The sequence below is a fragment of the Variovorax sp. J22G73 genome, from assembly GCF_030317035.1.
Classification (GTDB): domain Bacteria; phylum Pseudomonadota; class Gammaproteobacteria; order Burkholderiales; family Burkholderiaceae_C; genus Variovorax.
Map to the genome: position 1 here is coordinate 1 of NZ_JASZYK010000001.1, position 25,154 is coordinate 25,154.

Sequence of the window (25,154 nt, forward strand, 5' to 3'; positions counted from 1 at the left end):
CCTTCTGGATGCGCCGAGGAGCGGAGCGTTTCGCGGATCAGGGCTCGCCCTTGTTTGAGCGAAGCGAGTTTGGGCGAGACCCCGCGAAACGTGAGCACCGCAGGTTGCCCGGAGCGAAGCGCAGGGACGCAGCCAGCAGGGGTCGCCTTTCTTTGCTTACTTTCTTTGGCGAAGCAAAGAAAGTAAGTCGCCCGCTGGGGCGAGACCCGGCCCCGGCAGTAAAAACGGCCAACAAACCCAAAAAGCCAAAGTCATAAGCTAGCAACTAAGAGTTCGTTGGGGAACCGCAGTCCCGCCCCTACATTCCCGGCATGACAGCCGTTCTTCCCCACGAGCCAGAGGCCAAAGCCGCATCCCAGCACTTCGAAGTGCGCCCCTTCGACGCCCCCGTTGGCGCCGAAATCGTCGGCCTCGACATTTCGAAACCCATCAACGCCGAAGACTTCCAGCGCATCCACAAGGCGCACCTCGACCACCACGTCGTCGTCTTCCGCAACCAGCAGGTCAGCCCCCAGGCCCACATCGATTTCAGCCGCCGCTTCGGCCCGCTCGAGATCCACGTGCTGCACCAGTTCCAGCTGAAGAACCACCCCGAGATCCTGATCGTCTCCAACATCAAGGAGAACGGCGAACCCATCGGCCTGGGCGACGCGGGCGTCTACTGGCACTCCGACATCTCGTACAAGCCCAAGCCCAGCCTCGGCTCGCTGCTGCATGCGCAAGAGCTGCCCAGCGAAGGCGGCGACACGCTGTTCGCCGACCAGCACCTGGCCTGGGACGCGCTGAGCCCGGAGCTGCAGCAGCGCGTGCTGCCGTTGAAGGCCGAGCACAGCTACCTGGCCAAGTACGAGGAGCTGCGCGCGAAGAACCCGTGGCGACCCAAGCTCTCGCAGGCGCAGATCGACCAGGTCGCGCCCGCGGTGCAGCCCGTGGTGCGCACGCACCCCGAAACGGGCCGCAAGGCGCTGTTCGTCAGCGAGCACTTCACCACCCGCATCGTCGGCCTGCCGCAGGACGAAAGCGATGCGCTGCTGGCCGAGCTGTTCGCGCACAGCGTGAAGCCCGAGTTCGTGTACCGCCACACGTGGGCACCGCACGACCTGGTGTTCTGGGACAACCGCTCGCTCATGCACCTGGCGGCCGGCACGCCCGACCACCTGCGCCGCCGGCTCAACCGCACCACCATCGTCGGCGACACGCCTTTCTGATCTTTCTTCCGGACCCCTCATGAACCGTTTCACCCGCAAAGCCGCCGCCCTCGTCACCGGCCTCGGCCTTCTCGCCGGCAGCCTTTCCTTCTCGGCTTCCGCGCATGCCGAAGGCCAGATCCGCATCGCCGAGCAGTTCGGCATCGTCTACCTGCTGCTCAACGTGGCGCAGGAGCAGAAGCTCATCGAGAAGCACGCGAAGGCCGCGGGCGTGGACGCCAAGGTCGAGTGGGTCAAGCTCTCGGGCGGCTCGGCGGTGAACGACGCGCTGCTGTCCGGCAACATCGAGATCGCGGGCGCCGGCGTGGGCCCGCTGCTCACGCTGTGGGACCGCACCAAGGGCAAGCAGAACGTGAAGGGCGTGGCCTCGCTGGGCAACTTTCCGTACTACCTGGTGAGCAACAATCCGAACGTGAAGACCATTGCGGACTTCACCGACAAGGACCGCATCGCGCTGCCCGCGGTGGGCGTGTCGGTGCAGTCGCGCGTGCTGCAGTTCGCCTCGGCCAAGCTGTGGGGCGACAAGGAGTTCAACCGCCTCGACAAGATCAGTGTGGCGGTGCCGCACCCCGACGCGGCGGCGGCCATCATCAAGGGCGGCACAGAGATCACCGGCCACTTTGGCAACCCGCCGTTCCAGGAGCAGGAGCTCGCGGGCAATCCGAACGCGCACATCGTGCTCAACTCGTACCAAGTGCTGGGCGGACCGTCGTCGGCCACGGTGCTCTACGCCACCGAGAAATTCCGCAGCGAGAACCCGAAGACGTACAAGGCCTTCGTCGACGCGCTCGACGAAGCAGCCAAGTTCGTCACGGCCAACCCCGAGAAGGCCGCGGACATCTACCTGAAGGTGAGCAACGCCAAGCTCGACCGCGAGCTGCTGCTGAAGATCATCAAGAACCCCGAGGTGCAGTTCAAGACCACGCCGCAGAACACCTACCCGCTGGCCGAGTTCATGCACCGGGTGGGCGCGATCAAGAACAAGCCGGCTTCGGTGAAGGACTACTTCTTCGACGACGCGCAGAACGTTTCGGGGAACTGATGGGCACCGCAGCGGCCTTGCCATCCCGGGGTGACTCCCTCTCCCATCGGGAGAGGGCGGGGGTGAGGGGGGAGCCTTCGGCATCGTCACCAGCCCTCACCCCAACCCTCTCCCGCGAGCGGGAGAGGGGGCAAGCACAGGGGCAACACACCGCGCCGCTGCTGCAAGTGGAAGGCGTCAGCCTCGAATACCGCACCCCCGAGCGCGTCGTGCGCGCCACGCACCGCGTGAGCTTCGACGTGCACGCCGCCGACCGCTTCGTGCTGCTCGGCCCTTCGGGCTGCGGCAAGTCGACGTTGCTGAAGGCGGTGGCCGGCTTCATTCCCCCGGTCGAAGGCGAGATCCGCCTCGACGGCCGGCGCGTGACGCAGCCCGGCCCCGACCGCATCGTCGTGTTCCAGGAGTTCGACCAGTTGCCGCCGTGGAAGACGGTCAAGCAGAACGTCATGTTCCCGCTGCTGGCCTCGCGCACGCTGGGAAGGAAAGAGGCCGACGAACGTGCGCTGCACTACCTCGACAAGGTCGGCCTGGCCAAGTTCGCCGACGTGCACCCGCACCAGCTCTCGGGCGGCATGAAGCAGCGCGTGGCCATCGCGCGTGCCCTCGCCATGCAGCCGCGCGTGCTGCTGATGGACGAGCCCTTCGCCGCGCTCGACGCGCTCACGCGCCGCAAGATGCAGCAGGAGCTGCTCGAGCTGTGGGACGAGGTTCGCTTCACGCTGCTGTTCGTTACGCACTCCATCGAAGAGGCGCTGGTGGTGGGCAACCGCATCGCGCTGCTGTCGCCGCACCCGGGGCGCATGCGCGCGGAGATCAACAGCCACGGCTTCTCGATGGCGAGCATCGGCGGCGTCGAGTTCCAGGGCACGGCGCAGCGCATCCACGACATGCTGTTCGAGGAAGAGCACGAGCCGGCCGCATGACCCCGGTCTTTCTCCCTCCCCCGCCGGGGGAGGGCAGGGGTGGGGGCACGCGGCCTTCATTCCAACGCCACGCCTGATCGAAGGGCCGCCCCCATCCCAACCTTCCCCCAAAGGGGGAAGGAGCAACACACGATGAGCACTCTCACCCCACCCATCCGCCCCGAATACGAACGCACGCTCCAGCCCTTCACCGAGCTGCCCGTCGAACGCACCTTGCCGCTGGGCACGCGCATCTGGTCGCAGGCCTGGCTGCGCAAGGGCCTGATCCTGGTCGTCATCGCCGTGCTGTGGGAGCTGGCCGCGCGCTGGCAGGACAACGACCTGCTGCTGCCCACCTTCACTGCCACCGCCCGCGCGCTGGTCGAGGGACTGGCCAGCGGCGAGCTGATCGAGAAGGTGCGCATCTCGCTGGCCGTGCTGCTGCAGGGCTACCTGGCGGGCGTGCTGCTGGCCTTTGCGCTCACCACGCTCGCGGTGTCCACGCAGATCGGGCGCGACCTGCTGGACACGCTTACTTCCATGTTCAACCCGCTGCCCGCCATTGCGCTGCTGCCGCTGGCGCTGCTGTGGTTCGGCCTGGGCCGCGGCAGCCTGGTGTTCGTGCTGATCCACTCGGTGTTGTGGCCGCTGGCGCTCAACACCTACGCGGGCTTCCAGGGCGTGCCCGAAACGCTGCGCATGGCGGGGCGCAACTATGGGCTCAAGGGCCTGCGCTACGTGTTGCAGATCCTGGTGCCGGCCGCGCTGCCGTCGATCCTGTCGGGGTTGAAGATCGGCTGGGCCTTCGCGTGGCGCACGCTGATCGCGGCCGAGCTGGTGTTCGGTGCCTCGTCGGGCAAGGGCGGGCTGGGCTGGTACATCTTCCAGAACCGCAACGAGCTCTACACCGACCGCGTGTTCGCGGGGCTGGCCATGGTGGTGCTCATCGGCCTGCTGGTCGAGAGCCTGGGCTTCAAGACGCTGGAGCGGCTCACGGTGCGCCGCTGGGGCCAGCAGCGCTGAAGCGACGAACGCCGGGGCTACAGCGTGTTCGTATTCACCCGCTGGATTTCTTCGCGCCCTGGCGCAGGGCGCGCAGCTCGCCGTTGAGGAACTCGCCGGCGTCGTGCACCGCGCCGTCCTGCAGCTTCACCTTGTAGGCCTGCCCCGTCATTTCCGAGCGCGACGCGCAGCGCTGGATGAAGTCTTCGGCCGTGACCAGTTCCTTTTTGAAGTAGTCGTACTTCGCCTGCATGTGCTTGGCGGCGTCGGCGGCCCGGTACTCGCTGCCGTTGCGCAGGAAGATCATCGAAGACATCTTCCCAACGCGCTGGATCAGCGAGTCGATCAGCTGCTCCTCTGTGGCGGAAGGCGTGGCGTGCGCCATCAGGGCCGATGCACCGAGCAGCAGCGTGAGCAGCACGGCGCGCAGGCGTTTGAAGTGCGCGAAAGGTTCGGAATGGGCCATGGGTCGTGTTCGCCGGCAATTTCCGGGCCATGCTAGGCCCGGGGCGGCCCCCGTGTCAAACGCGCGCCGGCTCGGGTCTAATCGCAGGTTTTGGCACGCGTTCTCCCCCGTCTCATGAGCTCTTCCACTTCCGCGAACCCAGTGAATCCAGTGACTCCAGCGACCCCCGACCTCTCCTCGATTGCCCAGGCCCTCGCCGACGCCGCCGCCGCGCAGTCGATGCACTACTTCCGCACGCCGCTGGACATCATCACCAAGGCCGACGAAAGCCCGGTCACGCTGGCCGACCGCGCCGCCGAGACCGCCATGCGCGAGATCCTGGGCGCCCGCGTGCCCACCGACGGCATCTACGGCGAAGAGCACGGCCCCGAGCGGCTGGAAGCCGAGCGCGTGTGGGTGCTCGACCCCATCGACGGCACGCGCAGCTTCATCACCGGCTCGCCGCTGTGGGGCACGCTCATCGGCGTGCTGCAGGGCGGGCGCGTGGTGCTGGGCATGGTCGACATGCCGGTGCTCAAGGAGCGCTGGATCGGCCTGGCCGGCCACGGCGCCACCCGCGACGGCCAGCCCGTGCGCGTGAGCAACTGCACCGAGGTGGCCAAGGCCCGCATCGTCACCACCTCGCCCGACATCTTCTCGCCCGCCGACTGGCAGGCCTTCGACACGCTGAGCCGCCAGTGCGCCATGCGCCGCTTCGGCGGCGACTGCTACGGCTACGCGCAGCTCGCCGGCGGCACCATCGACCTGGTGGTGGAAACCGGCCTGCAGCCCTACGACTACCTGGGCCCGGCCGGGCTGATCGAGGCGGCCGGCGGCGTGGTCACCGACTGGCAGGGCCGGCCGCTGGGCCTGAAATCCGACGGCAGGGTCATCGCGGCCGCAACGCCCGAACTTCACCGACAAGCGATGGGTATTCTGTCGGCCTAGACTGTCGTTCATGTTCCGCTGGCTGATCGTCGTTGTCCTTGCCCTGGTGCTCATGAGCGGCCTGACCGCCTGGCTGCGCCGCTTCGGCTTCGGACGGCTGCCCGGCGATTTCGAGTTCCGCGCCTTCGGCCGCGAGTGGCAGCTGCCGATCGCCAGCACCGTGGTGCTGAGCATGATCGCGGCGCTGGTCGCGCGCCTGCTTTGAAGAGAAGAGACAAACCGCAATGAGAGCCTGCGTAGACATCGGTGGCACCAAGGTGGCCGTGAGCCTTTCCGCCTCGAGCGACGCGCCGCTCATCGGCCGCCGCAGCGAGCCGACCGCCAAGACCGGCGACAACGACGCCGTGGCGGTGCAGATCATCCGCATGATCGACGAGGTCTGCGCGGAGCAGGGCGTCGACCCGGCCACCATCGACCGCGTGGGCGTGTCGTCCACCGGCCCGTTCGAGCTGCGCGACGGCAAGGTCGAGCTGGCCACGCCCAACATCTGCGGCGGCATCGCCGGCCCCTCGCGCGGCCTGCCCAACACATGGATGACCGCCATCATCGAAGCCCCGCTGGCCGAGCGCTTCGGCAGCGTGCGCGTCGAGAACGACGCCGTGGCCGCGCTGGAGGCCGAGCGCCACTGGGGCGCGCTCAAGGGCATCGACGATTGCGCCTACGTCACCTGGAGCACCGGCGTGGGCGTGGGCCTGTGCGTGGGCGGCCGGGCGTTGCGCGGCAAGAACGGCAACGCCGGCCATGCGGGCCACAGCTTCGTGGTGGACGACGACAGCCACGCGCTGTGCGGCTGCGGCAACGTGGGCGACGTCGAAGGGCTCATCGCCGGCAACTCGATTGCGCGGCGCTTCGACCAGGACGCGGCCGAACTTTTCACCGCGGCGGCGGCCGGCGAGCCGAAGGCGCTCGAAACCGTCGACGCGCTGTGCCGCGTGATGGGCCGCATGCTCTACAACCTGGTCATCACGCTCGACCTGCAATGCATCAGCCTGGGCGGCAGCGTGTTCTGGCACCACCGCGACTTCGTGCTGCCGCGCCTGCAGGCGCAGATCGACGGCAAGCTGGTGCCGCTCACGCGCGGCGTGCGGCTGGTGCCCGCCGGCCTTGGCGACAAGGTCGGCGACTACGCGGCGCTTGCGCTGCTCGACTGAGCGGCTCACCCGAACCGGCGCACCATGACCGCGTCGCCTCGCCGCCCCGGTCTTGCCTACCTGCTGCTGGCCGTGGGCGGCTTCCTGGGCGCGCACCGCTTCTACCTGCGCAGCTACGTGGGCGGCGCGGCGCAACTGGCGCTGCTGCTGTTCGGCGTGGGCGGCATCGGCAAGGTCGTCGGGGCGGTCGATGTGCGCATCCCCCGGCTCGCCCTGGCCGTGCTGCTGGCGTGGCTGCTGTTCGACATCTACTGGGTGCACCGGCGCGTGCGCCAGGGCGGCGGCCTGCGTGCGAGCGGCGCCGAACCCCGGCGCTACGGCCCCGCCGACCTCGCCGATCTTGCCGAGGCCAACCGGCTGCAGGCGCAGTTCGTCGCCGCCGCCGAGGCGCAGGACTGGGCCCGTGCCGTGGCCATCGGCGAGCAGATCGTGGCCACCGCGCGCCGCGTCTTCAAGGGGCCGCACCCCAACCTCGCGATGTCGCTGTGCATGCTCGGGCAGGCCTGCTGCCAGCTCAAGGCCTTCGACAAGGCCAAGGCCGCCATCGAGGAAAGCCTGGCCATCGGCCGCAAGGTCGGCATGTCCGCCGAAGACATGGACATCGCGCGCAAGGCGCTGTCCCTCACGCAGGCCGGCATCGACGAGCGTGAGAGCGCACGCCTTGCGCGCGGTGCCGCGTCAGACCAGGCCGCCCAGCTGACCAACCTGCTCGAAGACCGCGAAATGCGCTGCCACGAGGCGCTGACCCAGGGCGACCTGCTGCGCGCCGAGCGCTTCGGCGCCGAGGCCGTGGCCGCCAGCCGCGAACTGTGCGGCGGGCCGGGCAAGGCCGTGGTGCGGCAGCTGGCCGGCTATGCGGAGCTGTGCCGCCGGCTGCAGTGGAACGACAAGGCCGAGGCCTCGGCCCACGAGGCGCTCGCGATGATCGGCCAGCTCGGCCTGGACGACGGCTGGCGCCGCGGGCCGACCAACACGCTGGCCCTGCTGCACGCCGCGGCCGGTCGCGCCGACGAGGCGGAGGCGCTCTACAAGAAGACCATCGCCATGGCCATCGCGGAAGCCAAGGGTGGCTCCAGCGACAGCGTGCTGCGGGCCTTCAACAACCTGGCCTTCCTGTATGCCGAGTCGGGCCAGGAGGACAAGGCCGAGCTTTGCTACGCGCGCGCGCTGGTGCACCTCGACAAGCTGGACGGTGCGGCAAGCACGGCGAATGAAGCAGCCGAGGCCGGCGCGGCATCGGGCGACGGCGACGCCGAGCTGCACTCGCACATGCTGAACAACTTCGCCAGCCTGCTCATGGGCCGCCGCGACTTCGCGCGCGCCCGGCCGCTGTACGAGCGCTCGCTGGCCATCCAGCAGCGCAGCTGCCGCGGCATTTCCATCGCCGCCGCCAACGCCCACAACGACCTGGGCCTGATCGCGCAGGACGAGGGCGACCTGCGCCAGGCGCTGATGCACTTCAAGCGCACGCTGCTGCTCAACCAGATCTGCACGCCCGACCACTTCAAGAACATCGACAGCGCGCAGCGCAACATCGACAGCGTGAGCATGGTGCTGGCCGCCGTCGCGCATGCCGCGCGCATGGAGCCCAGCACATGAGCATCGGCGCGGGCTTCTACGCGCTCGACCGGTACCGGCTGCGCGCGCTGGTGATCGACCCGTCGACGGTGTCGGGCTTCCTGCACTCGCCCGCCGAACTGGGCGGGCCGCACGACAGCCAGACGGTGGAGCAGGCCTGGGACGTGGTGCGCGCGCTGCTGCCGGAGGCCGTGGACGGCGAGATGCTGGAAGGCACCGACGGGCTGGGCTGCATCTACTTCACGGCCGCGCACGTGGAGCGCGCCGCGGCGCGGCTCGCCGCCTGCGAGGTGCGCGGGCTGGTGGCGAAGTTCACCGGCGAGCCGGCGAAGTTCGCCGAGCTCTACCGGGCGACGTTGTGGCAGGGCGCGACGACCGAGCTCGCGGCGTTCCTGGAAGGCGTGAAGCGCTTCTTCGCCGAGGCGGCCGGGCGGCGCGACGCGGTCGTGTTCTACATCGCGTAGCCGGCGAGCACGCGGCACGCAGCAAGCCGACAGGCCGACAGGCCGACAGCTTCAGCCCGGCGGCCGCACCGCCGCGACGATCTGCCCCAGCCGCTGCAGCCCCGCGTCCACCGCCTTCGAATACGGCCAGCCGCAGTTCAGCCGCAGGTAGTTGTCGAAGCGCCCCGAGTTCGAGAACTGCGCGCCCGGCGCCACCAGCATGTGCTCGCGCAGCGCCGTCTCGAACACGGTCACCGACGAGCGCTGCTCCGGCAGCTCCACCCACAGCTGCAGCCCGCCGCGCGGCAGGTTGAGCCGCGTGCCCGGCGGAAAGTACTTCGCGATGGCGTCCGCCGTCTGGTCGCGCTGCACGTGCAGCCGCTCGCGCAGCCGTCGCAGGTGGCGGTCGTAGGCGCCGCTGGCAATGAACTCGCCGGCGGCGATCTGCGCCAGCGCCTCGTTGTTGCGGGTCTGCGCGTACTTGAGCATTTCCACCTGCGCGTGCCAGCGCCCGGCCGTGATCCAGCCCAGCCGCAGCCCGGGTGCGAGCACCTTGTGCAGCGACGCGCAATAGATCACGTTGCCCGTGCGGTCCCACGACTTCATGGCGCGCAGCGGCGTGTCGCTTTCCACCAGGTCGCTGTAGGTGTCGTCCTCGACGAGCGCGATGCCGTGGCTTTCGCACAGGTGCACCAGCCGCTGCTTGTGGCTGTCGGGCATCACGCTGCCGATGGGGTTCTGCAGGTGCGGCACCACCACCACGGCCTTGATGTCGTCGTAGGTGTGGATGGCCAGGTCCAGCGCCTCCAGCGAGATGCCGGTCTGCGGGCTGGTGGGAATCTCCAGCGCGCGCAGCCCCAGGCTCTCGAGCACCTGCAGCAGCCCGTAGAAGGTGGGCGACTCCACGGCCACGGTGTCGCCGGGCTTGGCGATGGCGCGCAGCGCGAGGTTGAGCGCCTCGATGCAGCCGTTGGTCACCAGCACCTCGTCGGGCGCGACCGTCATGCCGATGCGCAGGTTGCGCTGCGCCAGGGCCTCGCGAAACTGCTCGTGGCCGCGTTGCGACGACGAGGTGGTCAGCAGCTCGGGCCGCTGGCGCAGCGCGCGGGTCATCGAATTGCGCAGCGCCTCGGCGGGGTACAGCTCGGGCGCGGCGCGGGCAATCGCAAAGTTGAGCTTCACGCCCGTGTGCCGGCCGCGCGCCATGAAGTTGGCCATGCGCGCGCGCATGCTGACGAACTGCGCCGGGTCGGGCGGCACGTCGGCCACGGGTTCTTCCATGGGCGCGATGGCCATGCGCTGGGGGCGGCGCACGAAGTAGCCTGAGCGGTCGCGCGCCTCGACCCAGCCGTCGCTTTCCATCGCGCGGCAGACCTGCAGCGCGGTCGACAGGCTGATGTCGTGCAGCCGCATGAGGCTGCGCAGCGAAGGCATCTTGTCGCCCTGCTTGAGCGAGCCGGTGTGGATCGCATCCACGTAGTGCGCGGAGAGCTGGCGGTAGAGCGGTAGCGAGTCCATGGGTTCGATGTTCCCCGCATCGGGCGTCGGAAAACAGATGCAGTTGCCCGGGAAAAAGACCATAACAGATGGCTTTTGACGGCGGCTGTTCCGGTCGCAATAGCCATGGCGTGTGCCTGTTTTTACAGCGGTGCAATTCCTACGATGGAGCCTCGATTCACCCGAGGTCCGCCATGATCACCACCCTTTCCCAAGCGCCAGATTCCATCGTTCTCGCACCCGGCCAGTCCCTGCGCACGTCGGTCGACGCGGGCGCCTGGCTTCAGCTGGCCGAAGGCCGCGCCCGCGTGGTGTCGCCGCCGGGCTGGTTCGGCGAAACGGTGTTCATGACCGAGACGCTGCTCGCCGAGGGCGATGTGCACCGGATGCCGCAGGGGGGCTGGATCGAGGTGACGGCGCTCACAGCCGTGCACCTGCGGGTGCATGCGCCGGTGGCTTTGCCGTCCCGGGCCGTGGTTGCCGAAGAGACGCGGCCTGTGATGCGGTTCGTGCGGTTGCTCACTGGATGGTGAGCTTGTCTGTTCAAGGGGACAGAGAAAAGGGATGCCCCGCCGGCGTGATCGCGCCCGGAACAACAGCCCCCACCCGACAACAGCTCAGCGCTCGCTCGCAGCCTCGCGCAAGGCATCCAGGAAGCTGGTCCGCCACCAATGAATGTCCTGCTCGCGAATGCGTGACAGCAGCTTCTGGTGACGCTCGCGCCGCTCTTCCAGTGGCATGTGCAGCGCTTGCTGAACGGTTTCGGCGGTGCCGTGGGTGTCGTACGGGTTCACCAGCAGCGCTTCCTTCAACTGCTCGGCCGCACCCGCGAAGCGCGACAGCACCAGCACGCCCGGGTCGGCCGGGTCCTGGGCCGCGATGTATTCCTTGGCCACCAGGTTCATGCCGTCGCGCAGTGGCGTCACCAACCCCACGGCCGCCGCGCGGCACAGCCCCGGCACGCGCTTGCGGGCGACCATGCGGTGGATGTAGCGCACCGGCATCCAGTCGAGCTCGCCGTAGTCGCCGTTGATGGCGCCGCACAGCGACTCGAGCTCGCGCCGGATGTCGCCGTAGGCGTCCACCGTCTCGCGCGTGGGCGAGGCGATCTGTATCAGCGTGGCGCTGCGCCGGTTCTCCGGGTAGTTGGCCAGCAGCTCGCGAAAGGCGCGCACCCGCTGCGGAATGCCCTTGGAGTAGTCGAGCCGGTCGATGCCCAGCAGCAGCCTGCGGCTGGAGTATTCGCGCTTCATGGTCTCGTACATGTCGCGCGCTTCCTTGGCGTGCGTGAGCGCCAGGAACTCGTCCACGTCGATGCCGATGGGAAACGCGCTGCAGCGCACCGTCTGCCCGTAGGCGCGGTACATGTCGTTGCCCAGGTATTCGCCGCGCGCCTCGTTGCGCACGTAGTGCTCGAAGTGCTGCACGTCCTGCTGTGCCTGGAAGCCGATCAGGTCGTAGGAGAACAACGAGCGCATCAGCCACTCGTGCTGCGGAATGGCCGCGGTGATGATCTGCGGCGGCAGCGGAATGTGCAGGAAGAAGCCGATGCGCTGCTTGCAGCCCATCGCGCGAAGCTCGGCCGCCAGCGGAATCAGGTGGTAGTCGTGGATCCAGATGATGTCGTCGTCCTGCAGCATCGGCAGCACCTTGCGCGCGAACAGCTGGTTCACGCGCCGGTAGCCGCCGATGAAGCCGGCGTCGAAGTGCGCCAGGTCGAGCCGGTTGTGGAACACCGGCCACAGCACGTCGTTGCTGTAGCCCAGGTAGTAGCTGTCGTGGTCCTCGCGGCTCAGGTCGATGGTGGCCAGCGTGACCTTGCCGGCCTGGTGCTTGTGCAGCTCGCCTTCGCCGGTCGGGCCGCCCTCGACGATCTGGCCGCTCCAGCCGAACCACAGGCCGCCGCTTTGCTGCAGGCTCTCGCCCAGGGCCACGGCCAGGCCGCCGGCCGCGGGCTTGCGTGGATCGGCCACGCGGTTGGAAATGACGACGAGACGGCTCATATGCACGAATCCCAGGGAGCGGACAGGCGCACGGCCGCGTTGATGATGCCGACCATCGAATAGGTCTGCGGAAAGTTGCCCCACATCTCGCCCGTGACCGGGTGGGTGTCTTCGGACAGCAGGCCCAGCGGGTTGCGCGCCGCGAGCATGGTCTCGAAGATCTGGCGCGCCTCGGCCTTGCGACCGATCTTGGCGAGCGCGTCGATGCGCCAGAAGGTGCAGATGTTGAAGGCGGTCTCGGGCTTGCCGAAATCGTCGGCCGCTTCATAGCGGCGCATGTAGGGGCCGTCGCAGAGCGACTTTTCCATGGCGTCGACCGTGGAGATGAAGCGCGGGTCGCGCGCGTCGATCAGGCCCACCTCCACCATCAGCAGGATGCTCGCGTCGAGCTCATGCCCGCCGAAGCTTTCCGCGAAGGCCTGTCGCTCCTCGCACCACGACTTCTCGAGAATTTCTTCCTTCATGCGCGCGGCGTGGTCGCCCCAGTACGCGGCGCGCTCGGGCAGCGCCAGCGCGTGCGCGATCTTGGCGAGCCGGTCGCAGGCGGCCCAGCTCATCAGCGCCGAGCTGGTGTGCACGCGTGCGCGCGTGCGCAGCTCCCACATGCCGGCGTCGGGCGTGCCGTAGACGCGCACCGCCTGCTCGCCCACGGCCTCCAGGTGCGGAAACTCCGCCAGGCCCGCGCGGCTCAGGAGCCGGTGGTCGTGAAAGGCCTGCGCCGCGCCGAGCACGATGTTGCCGTACACGTCGTGCTGGAAATGCTCCTGCGCCTGGTTGCCCACGCGCACCGGCCCCATGCCGCGGTAGCCCGGCAGCCCGTCGACAAAAGACTCGGGCAGCTCGCGCTCCAGCCCGATGCCGTACAGCGGCTGGATGTGCTCGCCGTGCGAGCCGATCACCACGTTGCCGAGCCAGCGCAGATAGTCTTCCATGGTGCCCACCTCGCTCAGCGAGTTGAGCGCGCGCACCACGAAGAAGGCGTCGCGCAGCCAGCAGTAGCGGTAGTCCCAGTTGCGCTGGCTGCCCGGCGCCTCGGGAATGCTGGTGGTCATGGCCGCGACGATGGCGCCGGTGTCTTCGTACAGCGAGAGCTTCAGCGTGATGGCCGCGCGGATCACCGCCTCCTGGTACTCGAAGGGAATGGCCAGCCGCTTGGTCCAGGTGCGCCAGTAGGCGATGGTTTCCTGCTCGAACTTGCGCGCGGTGTCGGCAATGCCGTCGGTCAGCGTCTCGTCCACGCCGAACATGAAGTTGTACTCGCGCGAGAGCACGAAGGGCTGGCGCGAGAGGATGTGCGAGATCGATGCGTCGGTGTTCAGCCGCAGCGTCACGTCGGGGCCCACGTAGCGAATGTGATTGCTGCCGCGCGTGACCTCCACCGGCGCGGTGGCGCCCCACTGGAAGCGCGGGTCCAGCGACACGCGGATGCGCGGCGCGCCGGCAATGGGGCGCACGCGGCGCACCATCATCAGCGGGCGAAAGTAGCGCGAGCGGCTGTAGAAGCGTGGCGCGAAGTCGGTGATCTCGATGCCCTGGCCCGCGCTGTCGAACAGCTGCGTGCGCAGCACGGCCGTGTTCGGCTCGTACCACTGCCTGGCCTGCGCGAAGTCTTCGATCTCGATGGCCCAGGCGCCGGCGCCTTCATCGGGCGTGCCGGGGTGCAGCAGCGCGTTGAAGACCGGGTCGCCGTCGAAGCGCGGCAGGCAGCACCACACGGCGCGGCCGCGCGAATCGATGAGCGCGCTGTAGGCGCAGTTGCCGATCACGCCGACATTGAGCGAGGGCTCGGCCGGCGGCCCGAAGCCGCGCGGCCCCGGGGCCGCGGCGGCGTGTGCGTCGACGGGGGCGCGATCGTCGGGGCCGGCGGCGCCCGCCAGCGCCTGGCCGGCGCGCTCCTCGGGGGGCGTTGCCAGTTGGGGTTCGCTCATTCGGGGCTCCTCGGTGATTCCTGGGTCTCCGGGCTATCCGTGGCCTCCGGGGTCGGCGCCTTCTTCGGCCCCGCGAGCTGGTCGCGCGCCTGCACCAGCCATTCATAGACGGCGCGCGGCGATTCGAGGCGGTGCAGCGCCAGGCTGGGGCCCGAGCCCACCTTCACGGCGATGCCGCCGCGCGGCTGCACCACGGCAAAGCCGCTCTCGTCGGTGGTGTCGTCGCCCAGGAAGACCGGTGTGCGGCCCGCGAACGGGGCCTCGGTCATGAAGGCGTCGATGGCGATGCCCTTGTTGATGCCCGCGGGCTTCACCTCGAACACGAACTTGCCGTGCATCAGCTCGAACTGCGGGTCGTGGGCGATGGCGCGCGACATGGCGTCGCGGCACACGGCTTCCAGCTGCGGCGCGAGCCGGTAGTGCAGGGCGATGGCGGCGTGCTTGCGCTCCACCAGCAGGCCTTCGTGCACGCGCGCGAGTTCGTTGGCCACCTCGAGGATGGGCACGAGGTCGGGCGCGCGCTGCTCTTGCATGTGGCCCTTGGCGTCGCGCCGCTGCACGCCGTGCTCGCCGGCGGCGGGCAGGCGAAGCGGTGCCAGGAAGCGGTCGATGGAATCGATCTGGCGGCCCGACACGACGGCGAGCGCGCCGCCGAGCTGGTCGCTCAGGTCGCCGAGCAGGGAGACGAGTGCAGGGGGAATCTCGATGGCTTCGGGCGTGGGCGCAAGGCCGACGAGCGTTCCGTCGAAGTCGAGAAAAAGGGCTGCATCACGGCCCAACGGAGGAGGCAACTGTTCGTTGCTGCTGGAGGACTTTGGCATTGGGAAAAACCATAACACGCGAGTTCGGCGGCGCGTGTCGGCCAAAGCCGGAAGGTGAGTGGCGGGCGGTATTGGCTCCTCCCCCTCTGGGGGAGGGTTGGGGTGGGGGCACGACGGCTTTCGAGTAAGCGCTGCGCCTCATCGAAGTCCTGCCCCCATCCCAGCCTTCCCCCAGAGGGGGAAGGAGCAAGACCCGGAACTCCTGCGGATCAGGCCAGCGACGCGGCCACCGCCTCGACGCGTGCCCGGTGGATCGCCTCGCCGATCTTCGGCCCGGTCGCGCCGGCCTGCTGCGCGGCGCGCGCCACCACGTCGGTGGGCACGGCGGCGGCCGTCGCCAGCACCGCGAGCAGCCGCTGCCCTGGCGTGTACGCGGCTTCTTCCGCCAGCCCCAGTCGGCCGCGCGCGTCGCATTCGCAGGCCAGCAGCGCCTCGGTGAAGCGCGCGGGCTTGCGGAAGGCGTCGCAGCGCTCCAGCAGGCGCATCAGGCCCGTGGCGTCCAGTGCGTCGCTGTCGTGCAGGTGGCCCCGTTCGCGCGCCACCACCTCGGCCAGCTCGCGGATGTCCACGGGCACGCGCCAGCGGTCGCAGAGCGCGTGCAGCGGCGCAAGGTCGGGCGTGGCGGGTGCGGTGGCCTTGCCGAAGTCGTTCACCAGGCACGCGAAGCGCACGGCCAGCGACGCGCGCAGCCGTGCGCTGGTGTCCACGACGTTCATCAACCGGCCCGCCAGATCGACCTCGGGCAGCAGCACGGCCAGCGCGCCGCAGTCGCGCAGCACCTCGAACATGCGCGAGGGGCGCTCCTCCATCAGCCCGCGCGACAGCTCCTGCCACACGCGCTCGGCCACCAGCGCGTCGGCCTCGCCGGCGGCGACCATCTCGCGCATCAGCGCCATCGTCTCGGGCGCGACGGAAAAGTCGTCGAAGCGCGCCGCGAAACGCGCCACGCGCAGGATGCGCACCGGGTCTTCGCGAAACGCGTCGGTCACGTGGCGCAGCACCTTGTCGCGCAGGTCGCGCTGGCCGTGGAAGGGGTCGGCCAGGTGATCGGGCGTGGGGTCGAAGCGGCCGTCGGCGCTCACGTGTCCGGCCGGCAGCGCGATGGCGTTGACGGTGAGGTCGCGGCGGGCCAGGTCCTGCTCGAGCGTGACGTCGGGCGCGGCGTGCACCGTGAAGCCGCGGTAGCCGGGCGCGCTCTTGCGCTCGGTGCGGGCCAGCGCGTACTCCTCGCGCGTGCGCGGATGCAGGAACACCGGAAAGTCGCGCCCCACCGGCAGGTAGCCGCGGGCCGTCATTTCTTCGGGCGTGGCGCCCACCACCAGCCAGTCGTGGTCGGACACGGGGCGCCCGAGCAGGCGGTCGCGCAGGGCGCCGCCGACGAGAAAAATATGCATCGGCGCAGTGTAGGGATTCTCCTCACTCGTAAAAAAGAACGGTCGTTCGATAATCGCCCCGCGGACCGGGCAATCATTCGTCGAACGAGCGGTTTCAAGCGGCAATCACAAGCCGTCGCCCGAATCCGCAGAGGGATCTTTCAACCAAAGGAGCAATTCACATCATGAAGAAAACAATGATTGCGCTGGCGGCTCTGGGCGCGCTCGCGTCCGGGAGCGCCATGGCGCAACAGGCCGGCGACTGGGTCGTGGGCGCAGGCTGGTTCCATCTGTCACCGCAGGATTCCAGCAAGCCGCTGACCGTGACCTCGCCGTTCCCGGCGGTGCTGGCCGGCTCCGGCGCGAGCGTGAGCGACTCCGACACCCTGGGCCTGAACGCCACGTACTTCCTGGACAGCCACTGGGCCGTGGAAGGCGTGTTCGGCGTGCCGCCCAAGTTCAAGCTCAACGGCACCGGCACGCTGGGCCGCGTGGGCGAGCTGGGCCAGGCGCGCCAGTGGAGCCCGACCATCCTGGGCAAGTATTTCTTCAACGAGGGCACCGACGCCTTCCGTCCCTTCGTCGGGCTGGGCGCGACCTATGTCTGGTACAGCGACGTCAAGCTGACCTCCAACCTGCAGGGCGCGCTGGCCAGCCAGTTCCGCCAGTCGCCGCTGGCGGTGAACACCACGGCCAAGCTCGACAGCTCGTTCGCACCGGTCATCAACGTGGGCGCGGCCTACCAGTTCGACAAGCACTGGGGCGTGTCGTTCTCGGTGTCCTACATTCCGCTGAAGACCAAGGCCAAGCTGACGACCACCTCGATCTACGGCACGCCCGTGGCCACGAGCGAAGCCAGCCTGAAGCTGAACCCGATCGTCACGTACGTGGCGGCCACCTACAGGTTCTGACCGCCTCGTTCCCTCTCTCTGTTCGAAAGCCTTACCGCCCCGTGCGGTAGGGCTCTTCGAACTGCAGGAAATCCTTTTCCGCCAGTGCGTCGTCGATCCAGGCCTTGATGCCCGGCAACGCCTGCACGCGCTCGATGTAGTCAGAGATCTGCGCCGGCACCGGCAGCCCGTAGGTCTTGATGCGCGTGCCGATGGGCGCGAAGTAGGCGTCGGCAATGCCGAAGCCGCCGAACAGCATCGGCCCGCCGTGCGCGTCGAGCAGGCCGCTCCACATCTGCACGATGCGCGCAAGGTCGCTGGCGACCTCGGGCTGTTCCTTCAGCAGCCGCGCGCCCACCTCGGGCAGCGAGGCCTCGATGTTCATGCCGCAGTGGCCGCGCAGGCCGCCGAAGCCCGAATGCATCTCGGCGCACACGCTGCGCGCGCGTGCGCGGTCGGCCGCGGCGGCGGGCCACAGCTGCTTCTCGGGGAAGGTCTCGGCCAGGTACTCGGCGATGGCCAGCGTGTCCCACACCACCAGGTCACCGTCGACCAGCACCGGCACCTTGGCCACGGGGTTGAGGGCGGCCATGGCGTTCTTGAAGGCCGAGTCGGCGTCGAAGGAGTCGAAGCGCACCATGACCTCGTCGAACGCGATGCCGGCCTGCTTCATCAGCACCCAGGGACGCATGGACCACGACGAGTAGTTCTTGTTGCCGATATAGAGCTTGCGCATGAGGGGCCTCCGGTATGTTGCGATGCGAGAACAAAGCCTTCGATGCTAGCGGCGCGCCGCCGCGGCATTGATGCCGAACGCGGCGCGAATTGATGCCCGGGCCCGGGCCCGGGCCTCGGCGTGCGCCAGCGCTCAGCGGCGCGGCGTGTCTTCCGGCGAGGCGATCACCCGCGCCTGCGCGCCGGCTTCGTTCGCGTTGCCGAAGGCGCGCTCCAGCAGGCCCACCAGGCGCGGCACCAGCGACAGCACGGCCAGCGCCAGCAGCGCGCTCAGCACGGCGGTGGCCTCGCGCCCCAGCCCGCAGGCCATGCCGATGGCTGCGGTCATCCACAGGCCGGCGGCGGTGGTCAGGCCCTGCACATGCGATTCGTCCTTGCCCTGCTTCAGGATGGTGCCCGCGCACAGGAAGCCCACGCCCGCCACCAGCCCCTGGATCACGCGGCTCATGTCGGCCGGCACGATGCCGGTCTGCTGCGGAATCAGCACGAACATCGCCGAGCCGATGGCCACCAGCATGTGCGTGCGCACGCCGGCCGCCTTGCCCTGCTGCTCGCGCTCGAAGCCGAGCACGAAGCCCAGCACCGCCGCCAGCGTCAGGCGCAGCACGATGCGCGTGAGCTGCGCCACATCGGTCACGTCCGAGAACTCGGACGCGATGGTGGCCAGCACTTCGTCGTGCCAGCTCATGGCGCGGACCTCATGTCGCGGACCTCATGTCGCGACCTCAGGGCAGGTCCTTGTTCGGTTCGGGCTCGGCCGCGTCGCGCGGCCCCACGCGGCCCAGGCGCTCCTTGAGCGACTGCGGGCGGCCGCTGATGATGGCGGCGTAGTTGGTGGTGTTGGCCAGCACCTTCTTCACGTAGTCGCGCGTCTCGTTGAAGGGCACGTTCTCGGCCCAGATGGCGGCCTCGACGACCGGGCCGTTGCGCCAGCTGCGCGGGCGGCCCGGACCGGCGTTGTACGCGGCGGCGGCCAGCGCCATGGAGCCGTCGAAGTCGTCCAGCGCCAGCTTCAGGTAGTTGGTGCCGATGGTGATGTTGGTCTCGCGGTCGTTGATCTGGCCGGGCGAGAAGTCGGTCAGGCCGATCTTGCGGGCCGTCCAGCGCGCGGTGGCGGGCATGACCTGCATCAGGCCCGAGGCACCCACGCCGGAGCGGGCGTCCATGATGAAGCGGCTTTCCTGGCGGATCAGGCCGTACACGTAGGCCGGGTCCAGGCCGATGTCCTGCGCCTTGCGCAGCACCGTGTCGTGGAAGGGCATGGGAAAGCGCTGCTCGACGTCGACCACGCCCTTGGTGCGCTCGCTGGTGTTGATGCAGCGGTCCCACACCTCGCGCTGGCAGGCGAAGTCGGCCGCGGCCAGCAGCGCGCGGTCGTCCATGCCGCCCTTGTCGTGCAGGTTGGTGGCGTAGTTCCATTCGCGCGTGCCTTCGGGGCGCAGGCCGATGGCGATGGCGTAGAGGCCGCGGGCCAGCGCCGGGTTGGCGCGCGCGGCGGCTTTTTCTTCGGGCGTGAGCGGGGCGGGGCGGGTGGCGGCCACGGTGCGCTGGCCCAGCTCCTCGAGCGCCAGCATTTCATAGAAGCCGCGCGAGCCGGCAATGCTCTGGTAGAGCTCGCGGGCCTGGGCGCGGCGCTCTTCGCTGCGCTCGGTGGCCAGTGCGCGGGCCTTCCAGTAGACCCAGGTCGGGTCGAGCTGGGCGGTTTCGCTCATGGCGTTGATGGCGGGCGCCACCTCTTTCCACTGGCCCGCGCGCAGGGCGGCGCGCACGCGCCAGCCCAGCATGTCGTCGGACAGGTCGGCGTTTTTCGTGACGTTGGCGAAGTAGGTGCCGGCCTGCGGCCAGAGCTTCAGCGCCGCGGCGCGGCCGATGGTGCCCCAGAGCCAGTTGCGCTCCTCGGCCGAAAGCATGGGGCCCCACTTGCTGTCGAGCTGCGTGGCGGCCTGCTCGGGGTCGGCGATGGCGACCTTGACGAGCGCCAGCACCACCAGCTCCTTGCGCGACTTGGCGGCCACGAAGGCGCGGCCGGTCAGGAACTTGGCCGCGCTGGCGTTCAGCTCCTCGAACAGCGGCAGCGCATCGGGTGCCGCCATGGTGACGGCGGCGCGCGCGGCCTGGGGCCGGTTGGCTTCCATGGCCAGGCGCGCCTTCTTCCACACGTCGTTGGGCGCGAGCAGGCGGGCGGCGAACATGCGGTCGGCCGCGGTGAGGCAGCCGTCGTCGGCTTCCTTCTGGCTGAACCAGTTGCGGCGCACCTCGTCGGCCTGGGCCTGCGTGGCGGTGCCGCTGCGCAGCGCGTCGACCAGCACGGCGTAGCAGCGCACCTGCGGGTCGTCGCCCATGCGGAAGCCGGCGACGGCGGCGGAGAAGTTGTCCCAGTCGCGGCGCTGGCCCGTGAGCAGCAGCCAGTCGTTGCGCAGGCGGTCTTCCTGGTAGGTGCCGGGGTAGCGCGCGAAGAAGTCCTGCACCTCGTTGGGGGCGGCTTCCTGCAGCCGCGCCTTGAGTTCCCAGTAGGCAGCCCAAGGTTCCAGGGCATGGCCGCGTGCCTGCGGCAGCAGGCCGGTCAGGCGGGCCTTGTCGCCGCGCTGGAAGGCCTGCTTCATCTGCACCAGCACGTCGTCGTTGGTGTTGACCTGGGCCGCGGCGGGTTGATGGGAAAGCAACGCCGCGAGGGCCAGGACAGCGGAAAAGACCAGTGCCGGTGCCGTGCTGCGCAATGAGGGGCGCGGGCGGTAGCGCTGGGGTGCCAAAATGCTTGGGAACTGCATCGGGGGATTATGGACAAGTCAAAGGATGCCGACACCTCGGCGACGGCGAGTTTTCTGAAGGATCAACTGCGCAAGGCATTGATCGAACAACGCCTGGCCATGCCGGACCGGCTGACACGCGCGGACCTGCTGCAGCGCGTGATGCGCATCTGGCTGGTCGGGCGGCCCGACACCGTCATCGGCGCTTACTGGCCGATCAAGGGCGAGTTCGATCCGTTGCCTGCGTTGCATCGTTGGAAGGAAGACGGCGAGCTCATGGAAGAGTCCCAGCGCCGCCGCATCGGACTGCCGGTGATCGACAAAGTTCACAAGACGCTGACCTTCCATGCCTGGTACCCGGGCTGCCAGATGGAAGAAGACGCCTACGGCATTCCCAAGCCCAAGGACACCGAACTCATCGTGCCGACGTTGCTGTTCGTGCCCTGCGTGGGCTACAGCGCGGGCGGCTACCGGCTGGGCTACGGCGGCGGTTTCTACGACCGCACGCTGGCGGCGCTGGAGCCCCGGCCGTTCACCGTGGGGCTGGGTTTCACGCACGGCTTTCTCGAAGACTTCGAGCCCGAGGCGCACGACCTGCCGCTGGACGCCATCCTGAACGACAACGGGGTCGTCTGGCCGATGAGCTGAGCTGAGCTGAGCTGAACCGGCTCAGCTCAGTCCATGTTGTCGACGGTGTCTGGGTCGGGCACCTCGCCGATCGTTTCGCGCGTGGTCGCGGCCTGCAGCTGCAGCCAGTCCCAGAAGGCGCGAATTTCGGGCCGCAGCGCGTTGCGCGGACCGGCGATCAGCCAATACGCCATCGGTGAATCCATGCGGTGCTGCGGCAGCACCTCGACCAGGTCGCCGTTGGCCAGGCTCTCGGCAATCAGCGAGCTGCGCGCCAGCGTGATGCCCTGGCCCGTGAGCGCGGCCTGCACCATCTGGTAGGCGTAGTTGAAGTAGAGCCAGCGCTTGGGGCTCGCGCGCTCCAGCCCGTTCACCTCGAACCAGCGCCGCCAGGTCAGCCATTCCAGGTGCGTGCGGTGCGCGTCACCCGCCTCGATGAGCGTGAAGCGCGTGATGTCGGCCGGCGTCTTGATGGGCGGGTTGCTCTTCAGCAGCCAGGGGCTGGCCACCGGCGTCAGCGTTTCGCCGAACAGGCGCACGGCCGTGGCCGGCATGGTCTCGCGCGGGCCGTAGCGCAGGGCGATGTCCACGTCGGCCACCTCGAGGTCGACCGCCACGTCGCTGGCGTCGATGCGGATGTCGATCTCGGGGTTGTCGCGCTGGAAGGCCTCCAGCCGCGGAATGAGCCACATCGACGCGAACGACGCGAAGGTGGTCAGCGACACGCTCTGGCGCCCCGCGCTCTGGCGAATCTGGCGCACGGCCGTGTCGATGCGCGGCAGCGACTGCTGCACCGCCAGCAGCAACAGCGCCCCGGCGCTGGTGAGCTCCACGGCCCGCGTGTGGCGCAGGAACAGGGCCACGCCCACCTCTTCTTCCAGCGACTGGATCTGTCGGCTCACGGCCGACTGGGTCAGGGCCATTTCCTCGGCGGCGGCGCGAAAGTTCAGGTGCCGGGCCACGGCCTCGAAGGCGCGCAGGTGGCCGGCGGAAATCGGGCGGGAGCGCAGGTGGGTTTGCGAATGCTGCATGAATGTAAGTTCAGGAGTGCGGGGGATGTCCAAACCGATTGATGCGAAACCCGCATCAGTAGCCTACCTCGTTTTCATTGGACCATTCGCGCGCCGGAAACGATCATTCACTTCCGAACTGCGCCATTGCCCTTCTCTGTCTGACCGGCCGGCGCCTCGGAAGCCCCAAGGAGTTTCAACATGTCCACCGCCGTCTGCACCACCGAATCGCTCTCGCCCCTGTCCGCCACCCGCACCACCGCCGCCGTTCCGCCGGCCGTTCGCCGCGGTGCCTGGCAAATCGCCCCTGGCGAGGCAATGAGCCTGAAGGCGCGCACGGCCAGCGTGTTGCGGGTGAAGCAGGGCCGGGTGTGGATCACGCCCGACGCCACCCTGGCCAGCCCCAGCGAAGACCTGGTGCTCGCACCGGGCGAATCGCTGACGGTGGCCGCGGGCCAGCGCATCGTGATGGAGGCGTGGGACGGCTACGGCGCGACCTACAGCTGGGACAACGCCTGATTGTTCGGCCTCCAGGAGCTCGAAAGGCGGCCTCGGCCGCCTTTTTCTTTTTGAAGCGTCTTTCGACCCCGGACCTTGGCCGGGCTTCAGCCGTTGATGTCGAAGCTCGGCAGCAGCGCCAGAAAGTGCCGCAGCGCCACCTCCCCATTCAGCACATGCACCCCCGCCATCAGGTCGGGCCCCTCGCTTTCGGCCAGGCCCATGCCGAAGCCCGTGTAGCGGCGCACCGCGAGCGGCGCGGCGTGAACCACGCGGATGTCCGTGTGGCGCGGGTCCTTCTCGATCTGCGCCATCAGTTCGTCGACCGCGTCGCGAGGACCTTCCAGGTGCTGGCAGAAGCGCTGGCCGTCGAACACCAGCAGGCCGGTGATGCCGCGTTCCAGGTTGCGCGCGCGGGCCCTTGAAGTGATCGAGCCCACGGTGGTCGGGGGCAGGTCGGGTGCGAGCGTGCTGCAGTAAAGGACTTCGAAGAGCGGCTGTCGGGCGTCTGTTCTGGCGTCTGGTCTTGCGTCTGTCATGGGGCGTGGGAGCGAAGGGCGAGCGCAGTGTAGGTACCCACCGGACGTCGCGAAATGTCAAAAGACACAGCCCGAGCGCCTATAGTGAAGCGTGAAATTCGAGGACTACCCCGCCGCCGCGCCTCCCCCCCAAGGCGTCAACCCGTGTGACGACTGCGCGCTGCGCAGGCTGGAGGCTTTTCTTCCGGCTTCCGAGGAAGAACTCAAGACCATCCAGTCGTTTCGCGTCGGTGCCCGGCGCATCGCCCCGGGTGGCGCGATCATCGAGGAGCACCGCCGCAGCCCGCAGCTTTTCACCCTCTACTCGGGCTGGGCCTTTCGCTACAAGACGCTGAGCGACGGCCGCCGGCAAATACTGAGCTTTCTGCTGCCCGGCGACTTCGTCGGCCTGCAAGACGAATTTGCGGACGGCCAGAGCCACGGCGTGGAGGCGGTCACCGACGTCACGCTGTGCGCTTTTTCGCGCGACCGGCTCTGGGGCCTGTTCCATGCCCAGCCCAAGCTGGGCTACGACATCACCTGGCTGGCCGCGCGCGAGGAAAAGATGGTCGACGACAACCTCGTCACCGCCGGCCGACGCAACGCCAGCGAGCGCGTGGCCATGCTGCTGATGCACCTGTACCGCCGCGCCGAGCGCGTGGGCCTGGTGCGCGACGGCTGGGTCGAGTTTCCGTTCAACCAGCAGCACATCGCCGACGCGCTGGGGCTGTCGCTGGTGCACACCAACAAGACCTTGCGGCGCCTGCAGCGCCTGGGGCTCTACAAGATCGACGCCGGCTGGCTGCGCATCCTGGAGCCGCACGCGCTGGAAACGCTGGGCGACTACTTCGAGCGCCCGATGCGCCCCACGCCGTTGATCTAGTGCCGTCGGTCTGAGCGCCGCCGGCTCGCTGCCCGCGGCGGCTCAGCGCGCGGCCACCAGCTGCCGCAGGTCGTCCTGGTAGGCCTGCAACCGGCGCACCGCCTGGGCGCGCTGGCTCGCGGTGGTGTTGTTGTGCAGCGCCGCCGTGTTGCGGCACCCTTCCTGCAAAAGCGCCTGCTGCTGGTCGTGCCAGGGACCGGGCGGCGGCTCGGCGATGCGCTGGATGTAGCCATGCAGCGCCGCGCGCGCCTCGGCCGGCGAAGGCTTGCCGGCGACGAAGCCGCGCAGCAGCACCAGCGCCTCTTGCTGGCGCTTGCGGCGCTCGGCGTCGGCCAGCCGCGGATCGAACACCGACTGCGCGACCTGCTGCTTCAGCAGGTCGCGCTGTTCCGTGCCCAGCCGCCCGTAGAAATCTTCCGCGCGGTCCAGGAACTGGTCGTAGCGCTTTTCCTGCACCTGCGCCAGCGTGCGGTCCAGCCAGTCCTTGCGGTAGGTGGCGTTGTTCTTGGCGTACTTGCGCTCCAGCTGCTGCAGCTGCGCGTCGGTGAGGCTCAGCGCCAGCTCGGTGCCGGCGGGCTCGGCGCGCTCGCTCACGGCCAGCAGGCGCTCGCGGATGCGGTCGGCCATGGCGCAGACCTGCTCGGGCGTCACTTCGGCGGGGGCCAGTGCCTGCGCGTCCTGCAGCATCGCGCTCAGCCGGGGCAGCTCGTTCTGGCGGTGCCAGGCCAGCAGCTGCGCCAGTTCGTCGCGCACCTTGGGCCTTTGCTCGCTGTCGAAGTCGAGGTAGCCGTCCAGCCACCAGTAGCTCACCGTGGGCAGGTTGTTGTAGGCGAGCTTGATCGCGCTGCAAGCCCCCAGGGCGGCCGCGAGGCACAGCACGCCGATAATCCGCGCCACCGCAGCGC

General features: G+C 69.0%; 26 protein-coding genes. 14 read left to right on the forward strand and 12 right to left on the reverse strand.

Annotated features, from left to right (window positions below; translation table 11 throughout):
- Positions 1 to 311: 311 nt before the first annotated feature.
- The 4 genes from QTI51_RS00005 to QTI51_RS00020 all read left to right on the forward strand — a co-directional run bounded on the left by QTI51_RS00005 (position 312) and on the right by QTI51_RS00020 (position 4,175).
- A complete protein-coding gene (locus tag QTI51_RS00005) occupies positions 312 to 1,208 on the forward strand; it encodes a TauD/TfdA dioxygenase family protein (protein ID WP_116914170.1) in 897 nt (298 codons plus the stop codon).
- A 19-nt stretch (positions 1,209 to 1,227) separates the two neighbouring features.
- Positions 1,228 to 2,250: an ABC transporter substrate-binding protein gene (locus QTI51_RS00010; RefSeq protein ID WP_116914171.1), complete on the forward strand. Its 1,023-nt coding sequence runs from the start codon at positions 1,228 to 1,230 to the stop codon at positions 2,248 to 2,250.
- Positions 2,250 to 3,173, forward strand: a complete 924-nt coding sequence (locus tag QTI51_RS00015) for an ABC transporter ATP-binding protein (RefSeq protein ID WP_503011467.1) — start codon at positions 2,250 to 2,252, stop codon at positions 3,171 to 3,173. The genes QTI51_RS00010 and QTI51_RS00015 overlap by 1 nt, the downstream gene beginning before the upstream one ends.
- A 132-nt stretch (positions 3,174 to 3,305) precedes the next feature.
- Complete coding sequence (locus QTI51_RS00020) at positions 3,306 to 4,175, forward strand: ABC transporter permease (RefSeq protein ID WP_116914172.1); 870 nt, start codon at positions 3,306 to 3,308, stop codon at positions 4,173 to 4,175.
- A gap of 34 nt (positions 4,176 to 4,209) precedes the next feature.
- Here the strand turns inward: QTI51_RS00020 and QTI51_RS00025 are convergent, their stop codons facing one another.
- Positions 4,210 to 4,620, reverse strand: a complete 411-nt coding sequence (locus tag QTI51_RS00025; protein ID WP_286513667.1) for a DUF5329 family protein — start codon at positions 4,618 to 4,620, stop codon at positions 4,210 to 4,212.
- A 150-nt stretch (positions 4,621 to 4,770) separates the two neighbouring features.
- Here QTI51_RS00025 and hisN point away from each other — a divergent pair, with 150 nt between their 5' ends.
- From hisN to QTI51_RS00050, 5 genes are read left to right on the forward strand one after another with little or no spacing between them, the layout of a single operon-like run.
- Complete coding sequence (gene hisN, locus QTI51_RS00030) at positions 4,771 to 5,547, forward strand: histidinol-phosphatase (RefSeq protein ID WP_286513664.1); 777 nt, start codon at positions 4,771 to 4,773, stop codon at positions 5,545 to 5,547.
- Between the two features lie 10 nt (positions 5,548 to 5,557).
- Complete coding sequence (locus QTI51_RS00035; RefSeq protein ID WP_056509065.1) at positions 5,558 to 5,752, forward strand: DUF2905 domain-containing protein; 195 nt, start codon at positions 5,558 to 5,560, stop codon at positions 5,750 to 5,752.
- A 19-nt stretch (positions 5,753 to 5,771) separates the two neighbouring features.
- Entirely contained in the window at positions 5,772 to 6,698 is a 927-nt protein-coding gene (locus QTI51_RS00040) for an ROK family protein (protein WP_116914175.1), read from the forward strand.
- A gap of 24 nt (positions 6,699 to 6,722) precedes the next feature.
- Positions 6,723 to 8,297 (forward strand): tetratricopeptide repeat protein, encoded by a 1,575-nt coding sequence (locus QTI51_RS00045; RefSeq protein ID WP_286513645.1) that lies wholly within the window; start codon positions 6,723 to 6,725, stop codon positions 8,295 to 8,297.
- Positions 8,294 to 8,740, forward strand: a complete 447-nt coding sequence (locus QTI51_RS00050; protein WP_116914177.1) for a DUF1877 family protein — start codon at positions 8,294 to 8,296, stop codon at positions 8,738 to 8,740. The genes QTI51_RS00045 and QTI51_RS00050 overlap by 4 nt, the downstream gene beginning before the upstream one ends.
- 51 nt (positions 8,741 to 8,791) lie before the next feature.
- Here the strand turns inward: QTI51_RS00050 and QTI51_RS00055 are convergent, their stop codons facing one another.
- Positions 8,792 to 10,237: an aminotransferase-like domain-containing protein gene (locus QTI51_RS00055; RefSeq protein ID WP_116914215.1), complete on the reverse strand. Its 1,446-nt coding sequence runs from the start codon at positions 10,235 to 10,237 to the stop codon at positions 8,792 to 8,794.
- A 173-nt stretch (positions 10,238 to 10,410) separates the two neighbouring features.
- Between QTI51_RS00055 and QTI51_RS00060 the strand changes: the two genes are divergently transcribed.
- Positions 10,411 to 10,749, forward strand: coding sequence for a hypothetical protein (locus QTI51_RS00060; RefSeq protein ID WP_116914178.1), 339 nt, complete (start codon positions 10,411 to 10,413; stop codon positions 10,747 to 10,749).
- Between the two features lie 84 nt (positions 10,750 to 10,833).
- On the opposite strand, the gene otsA is transcribed toward QTI51_RS00060, so the two are convergent.
- The 4 genes from otsA to QTI51_RS00080 all read right to left on the reverse strand — a co-directional run bounded on the left by otsA (position 10,834) and on the right by QTI51_RS00080 (position 16,362).
- Positions 10,834 to 12,219 carry an alpha,alpha-trehalose-phosphate synthase (UDP-forming) gene (gene otsA / locus QTI51_RS00065; RefSeq protein ID WP_286513643.1) on the reverse strand — a complete coding sequence of 462 codons (1,386 nt, stop codon included), beginning with the start codon at positions 12,217 to 12,219 and terminating at the stop codon, positions 10,834 to 10,836.
- Positions 12,216 to 14,147 carry a glycoside hydrolase family 15 protein gene (locus QTI51_RS00070; RefSeq protein WP_286513640.1) on the reverse strand — a complete coding sequence of 644 codons (1,932 nt, stop codon included), beginning with the start codon at positions 14,145 to 14,147 and terminating at the stop codon, positions 12,216 to 12,218. Before QTI51_RS00070 ends, otsA begins: the two co-directional genes overlap by 4 nt.
- Positions 14,144 to 14,968, reverse strand: a complete 825-nt coding sequence (gene otsB, locus QTI51_RS00075; protein ID WP_286513637.1) for a trehalose-phosphatase — start codon at positions 14,966 to 14,968, stop codon at positions 14,144 to 14,146. Before otsB ends, QTI51_RS00070 begins: the two co-directional genes overlap by 4 nt.
- A gap of 209 nt (positions 14,969 to 15,177) precedes the next feature.
- Entirely contained in the window at positions 15,178 to 16,362 is a 1,185-nt protein-coding gene (locus tag QTI51_RS00080; protein WP_286513634.1) for a multifunctional CCA addition/repair protein, read from the reverse strand.
- Positions 16,363 to 16,526: 164 nt separating this feature from the next.
- Here QTI51_RS00080 and QTI51_RS00085 point away from each other — a divergent pair, with 164 nt between their 5' ends.
- Positions 16,527 to 17,252 carry an OmpW/AlkL family protein gene (locus QTI51_RS00085; RefSeq protein ID WP_116914182.1) on the forward strand — a complete coding sequence of 242 codons (726 nt, stop codon included), beginning with the start codon at positions 16,527 to 16,529 and terminating at the stop codon, positions 17,250 to 17,252.
- Positions 17,253 to 17,283: 31 nt separating this feature from the next.
- On the opposite strand, the gene QTI51_RS00090 is transcribed toward QTI51_RS00085, so the two are convergent.
- From QTI51_RS00090 to QTI51_RS00100, 3 genes are all read right to left on the reverse strand, one after another.
- Complete coding sequence (locus tag QTI51_RS00090) at positions 17,284 to 17,967, reverse strand: glutathione S-transferase family protein (RefSeq protein WP_286513631.1); 684 nt, start codon at positions 17,965 to 17,967, stop codon at positions 17,284 to 17,286.
- 132 nt (positions 17,968 to 18,099) lie between these two features.
- On the reverse strand, positions 18,100 to 18,654 hold the full coding sequence (locus tag QTI51_RS00095; RefSeq protein WP_286513628.1) for an MgtC/SapB family protein: 555 nt from the start codon (positions 18,652 to 18,654) through the stop codon (positions 18,100 to 18,102).
- Positions 18,655 to 18,691: 37 nt separating this feature from the next.
- On the reverse strand, positions 18,692 to 20,734 hold the full coding sequence (locus tag QTI51_RS00100) for a lytic transglycosylase domain-containing protein (RefSeq protein WP_286513626.1): 2,043 nt from the start codon (positions 20,732 to 20,734) through the stop codon (positions 18,692 to 18,694).
- 9 nt (positions 20,735 to 20,743) lie between these two features.
- Here QTI51_RS00100 and QTI51_RS00105 point away from each other — a divergent pair, with 9 nt between their 5' ends.
- On the forward strand, positions 20,744 to 21,361 hold the full coding sequence (locus QTI51_RS00105; protein ID WP_116914186.1) for a 5-formyltetrahydrofolate cyclo-ligase: 618 nt from the start codon (positions 20,744 to 20,746) through the stop codon (positions 21,359 to 21,361).
- A 26-nt stretch (positions 21,362 to 21,387) separates the two neighbouring features.
- On the opposite strand, the gene QTI51_RS00110 is transcribed toward QTI51_RS00105, so the two are convergent.
- On the reverse strand, positions 21,388 to 22,371 hold the full coding sequence (locus tag QTI51_RS00110; RefSeq protein ID WP_286513623.1) for a LysR substrate-binding domain-containing protein: 984 nt from the start codon (positions 22,369 to 22,371) through the stop codon (positions 21,388 to 21,390).
- A gap of 180 nt (positions 22,372 to 22,551) precedes the next feature.
- Between QTI51_RS00110 and QTI51_RS00115 the strand changes: the two genes are divergently transcribed.
- Complete coding sequence (locus tag QTI51_RS00115) at positions 22,552 to 22,869, forward strand: DUF2917 domain-containing protein (RefSeq protein ID WP_116914188.1); 318 nt, start codon at positions 22,552 to 22,554, stop codon at positions 22,867 to 22,869.
- 86 nt (positions 22,870 to 22,955) lie between these two features.
- Here the strand turns inward: QTI51_RS00115 and QTI51_RS00120 are convergent, their stop codons facing one another.
- Positions 22,956 to 23,387, reverse strand: a complete 432-nt coding sequence (locus QTI51_RS00120) for a BLUF domain-containing protein (protein ID WP_286513619.1) — start codon at positions 23,385 to 23,387, stop codon at positions 22,956 to 22,958.
- 91 nt (positions 23,388 to 23,478) lie between these two features.
- Here QTI51_RS00120 and QTI51_RS00125 point away from each other — a divergent pair, with 91 nt between their 5' ends.
- Positions 23,479 to 24,249 carry a Crp/Fnr family transcriptional regulator gene (locus QTI51_RS00125; RefSeq protein WP_286513617.1) on the forward strand — a complete coding sequence of 257 codons (771 nt, stop codon included), beginning with the start codon at positions 23,479 to 23,481 and terminating at the stop codon, positions 24,247 to 24,249.
- A gap of 42 nt (positions 24,250 to 24,291) precedes the next feature.
- Here the strand turns inward: QTI51_RS00125 and QTI51_RS00130 are convergent, their stop codons facing one another.
- Positions 24,292 to 25,146 (reverse strand): DUF6279 family lipoprotein, encoded by an 855-nt coding sequence (locus QTI51_RS00130; RefSeq protein WP_286513614.1) that lies wholly within the window; start codon positions 25,144 to 25,146, stop codon positions 24,292 to 24,294.
- Between the last annotated feature and the right edge of the window lie 8 nt (positions 25,147 to 25,154).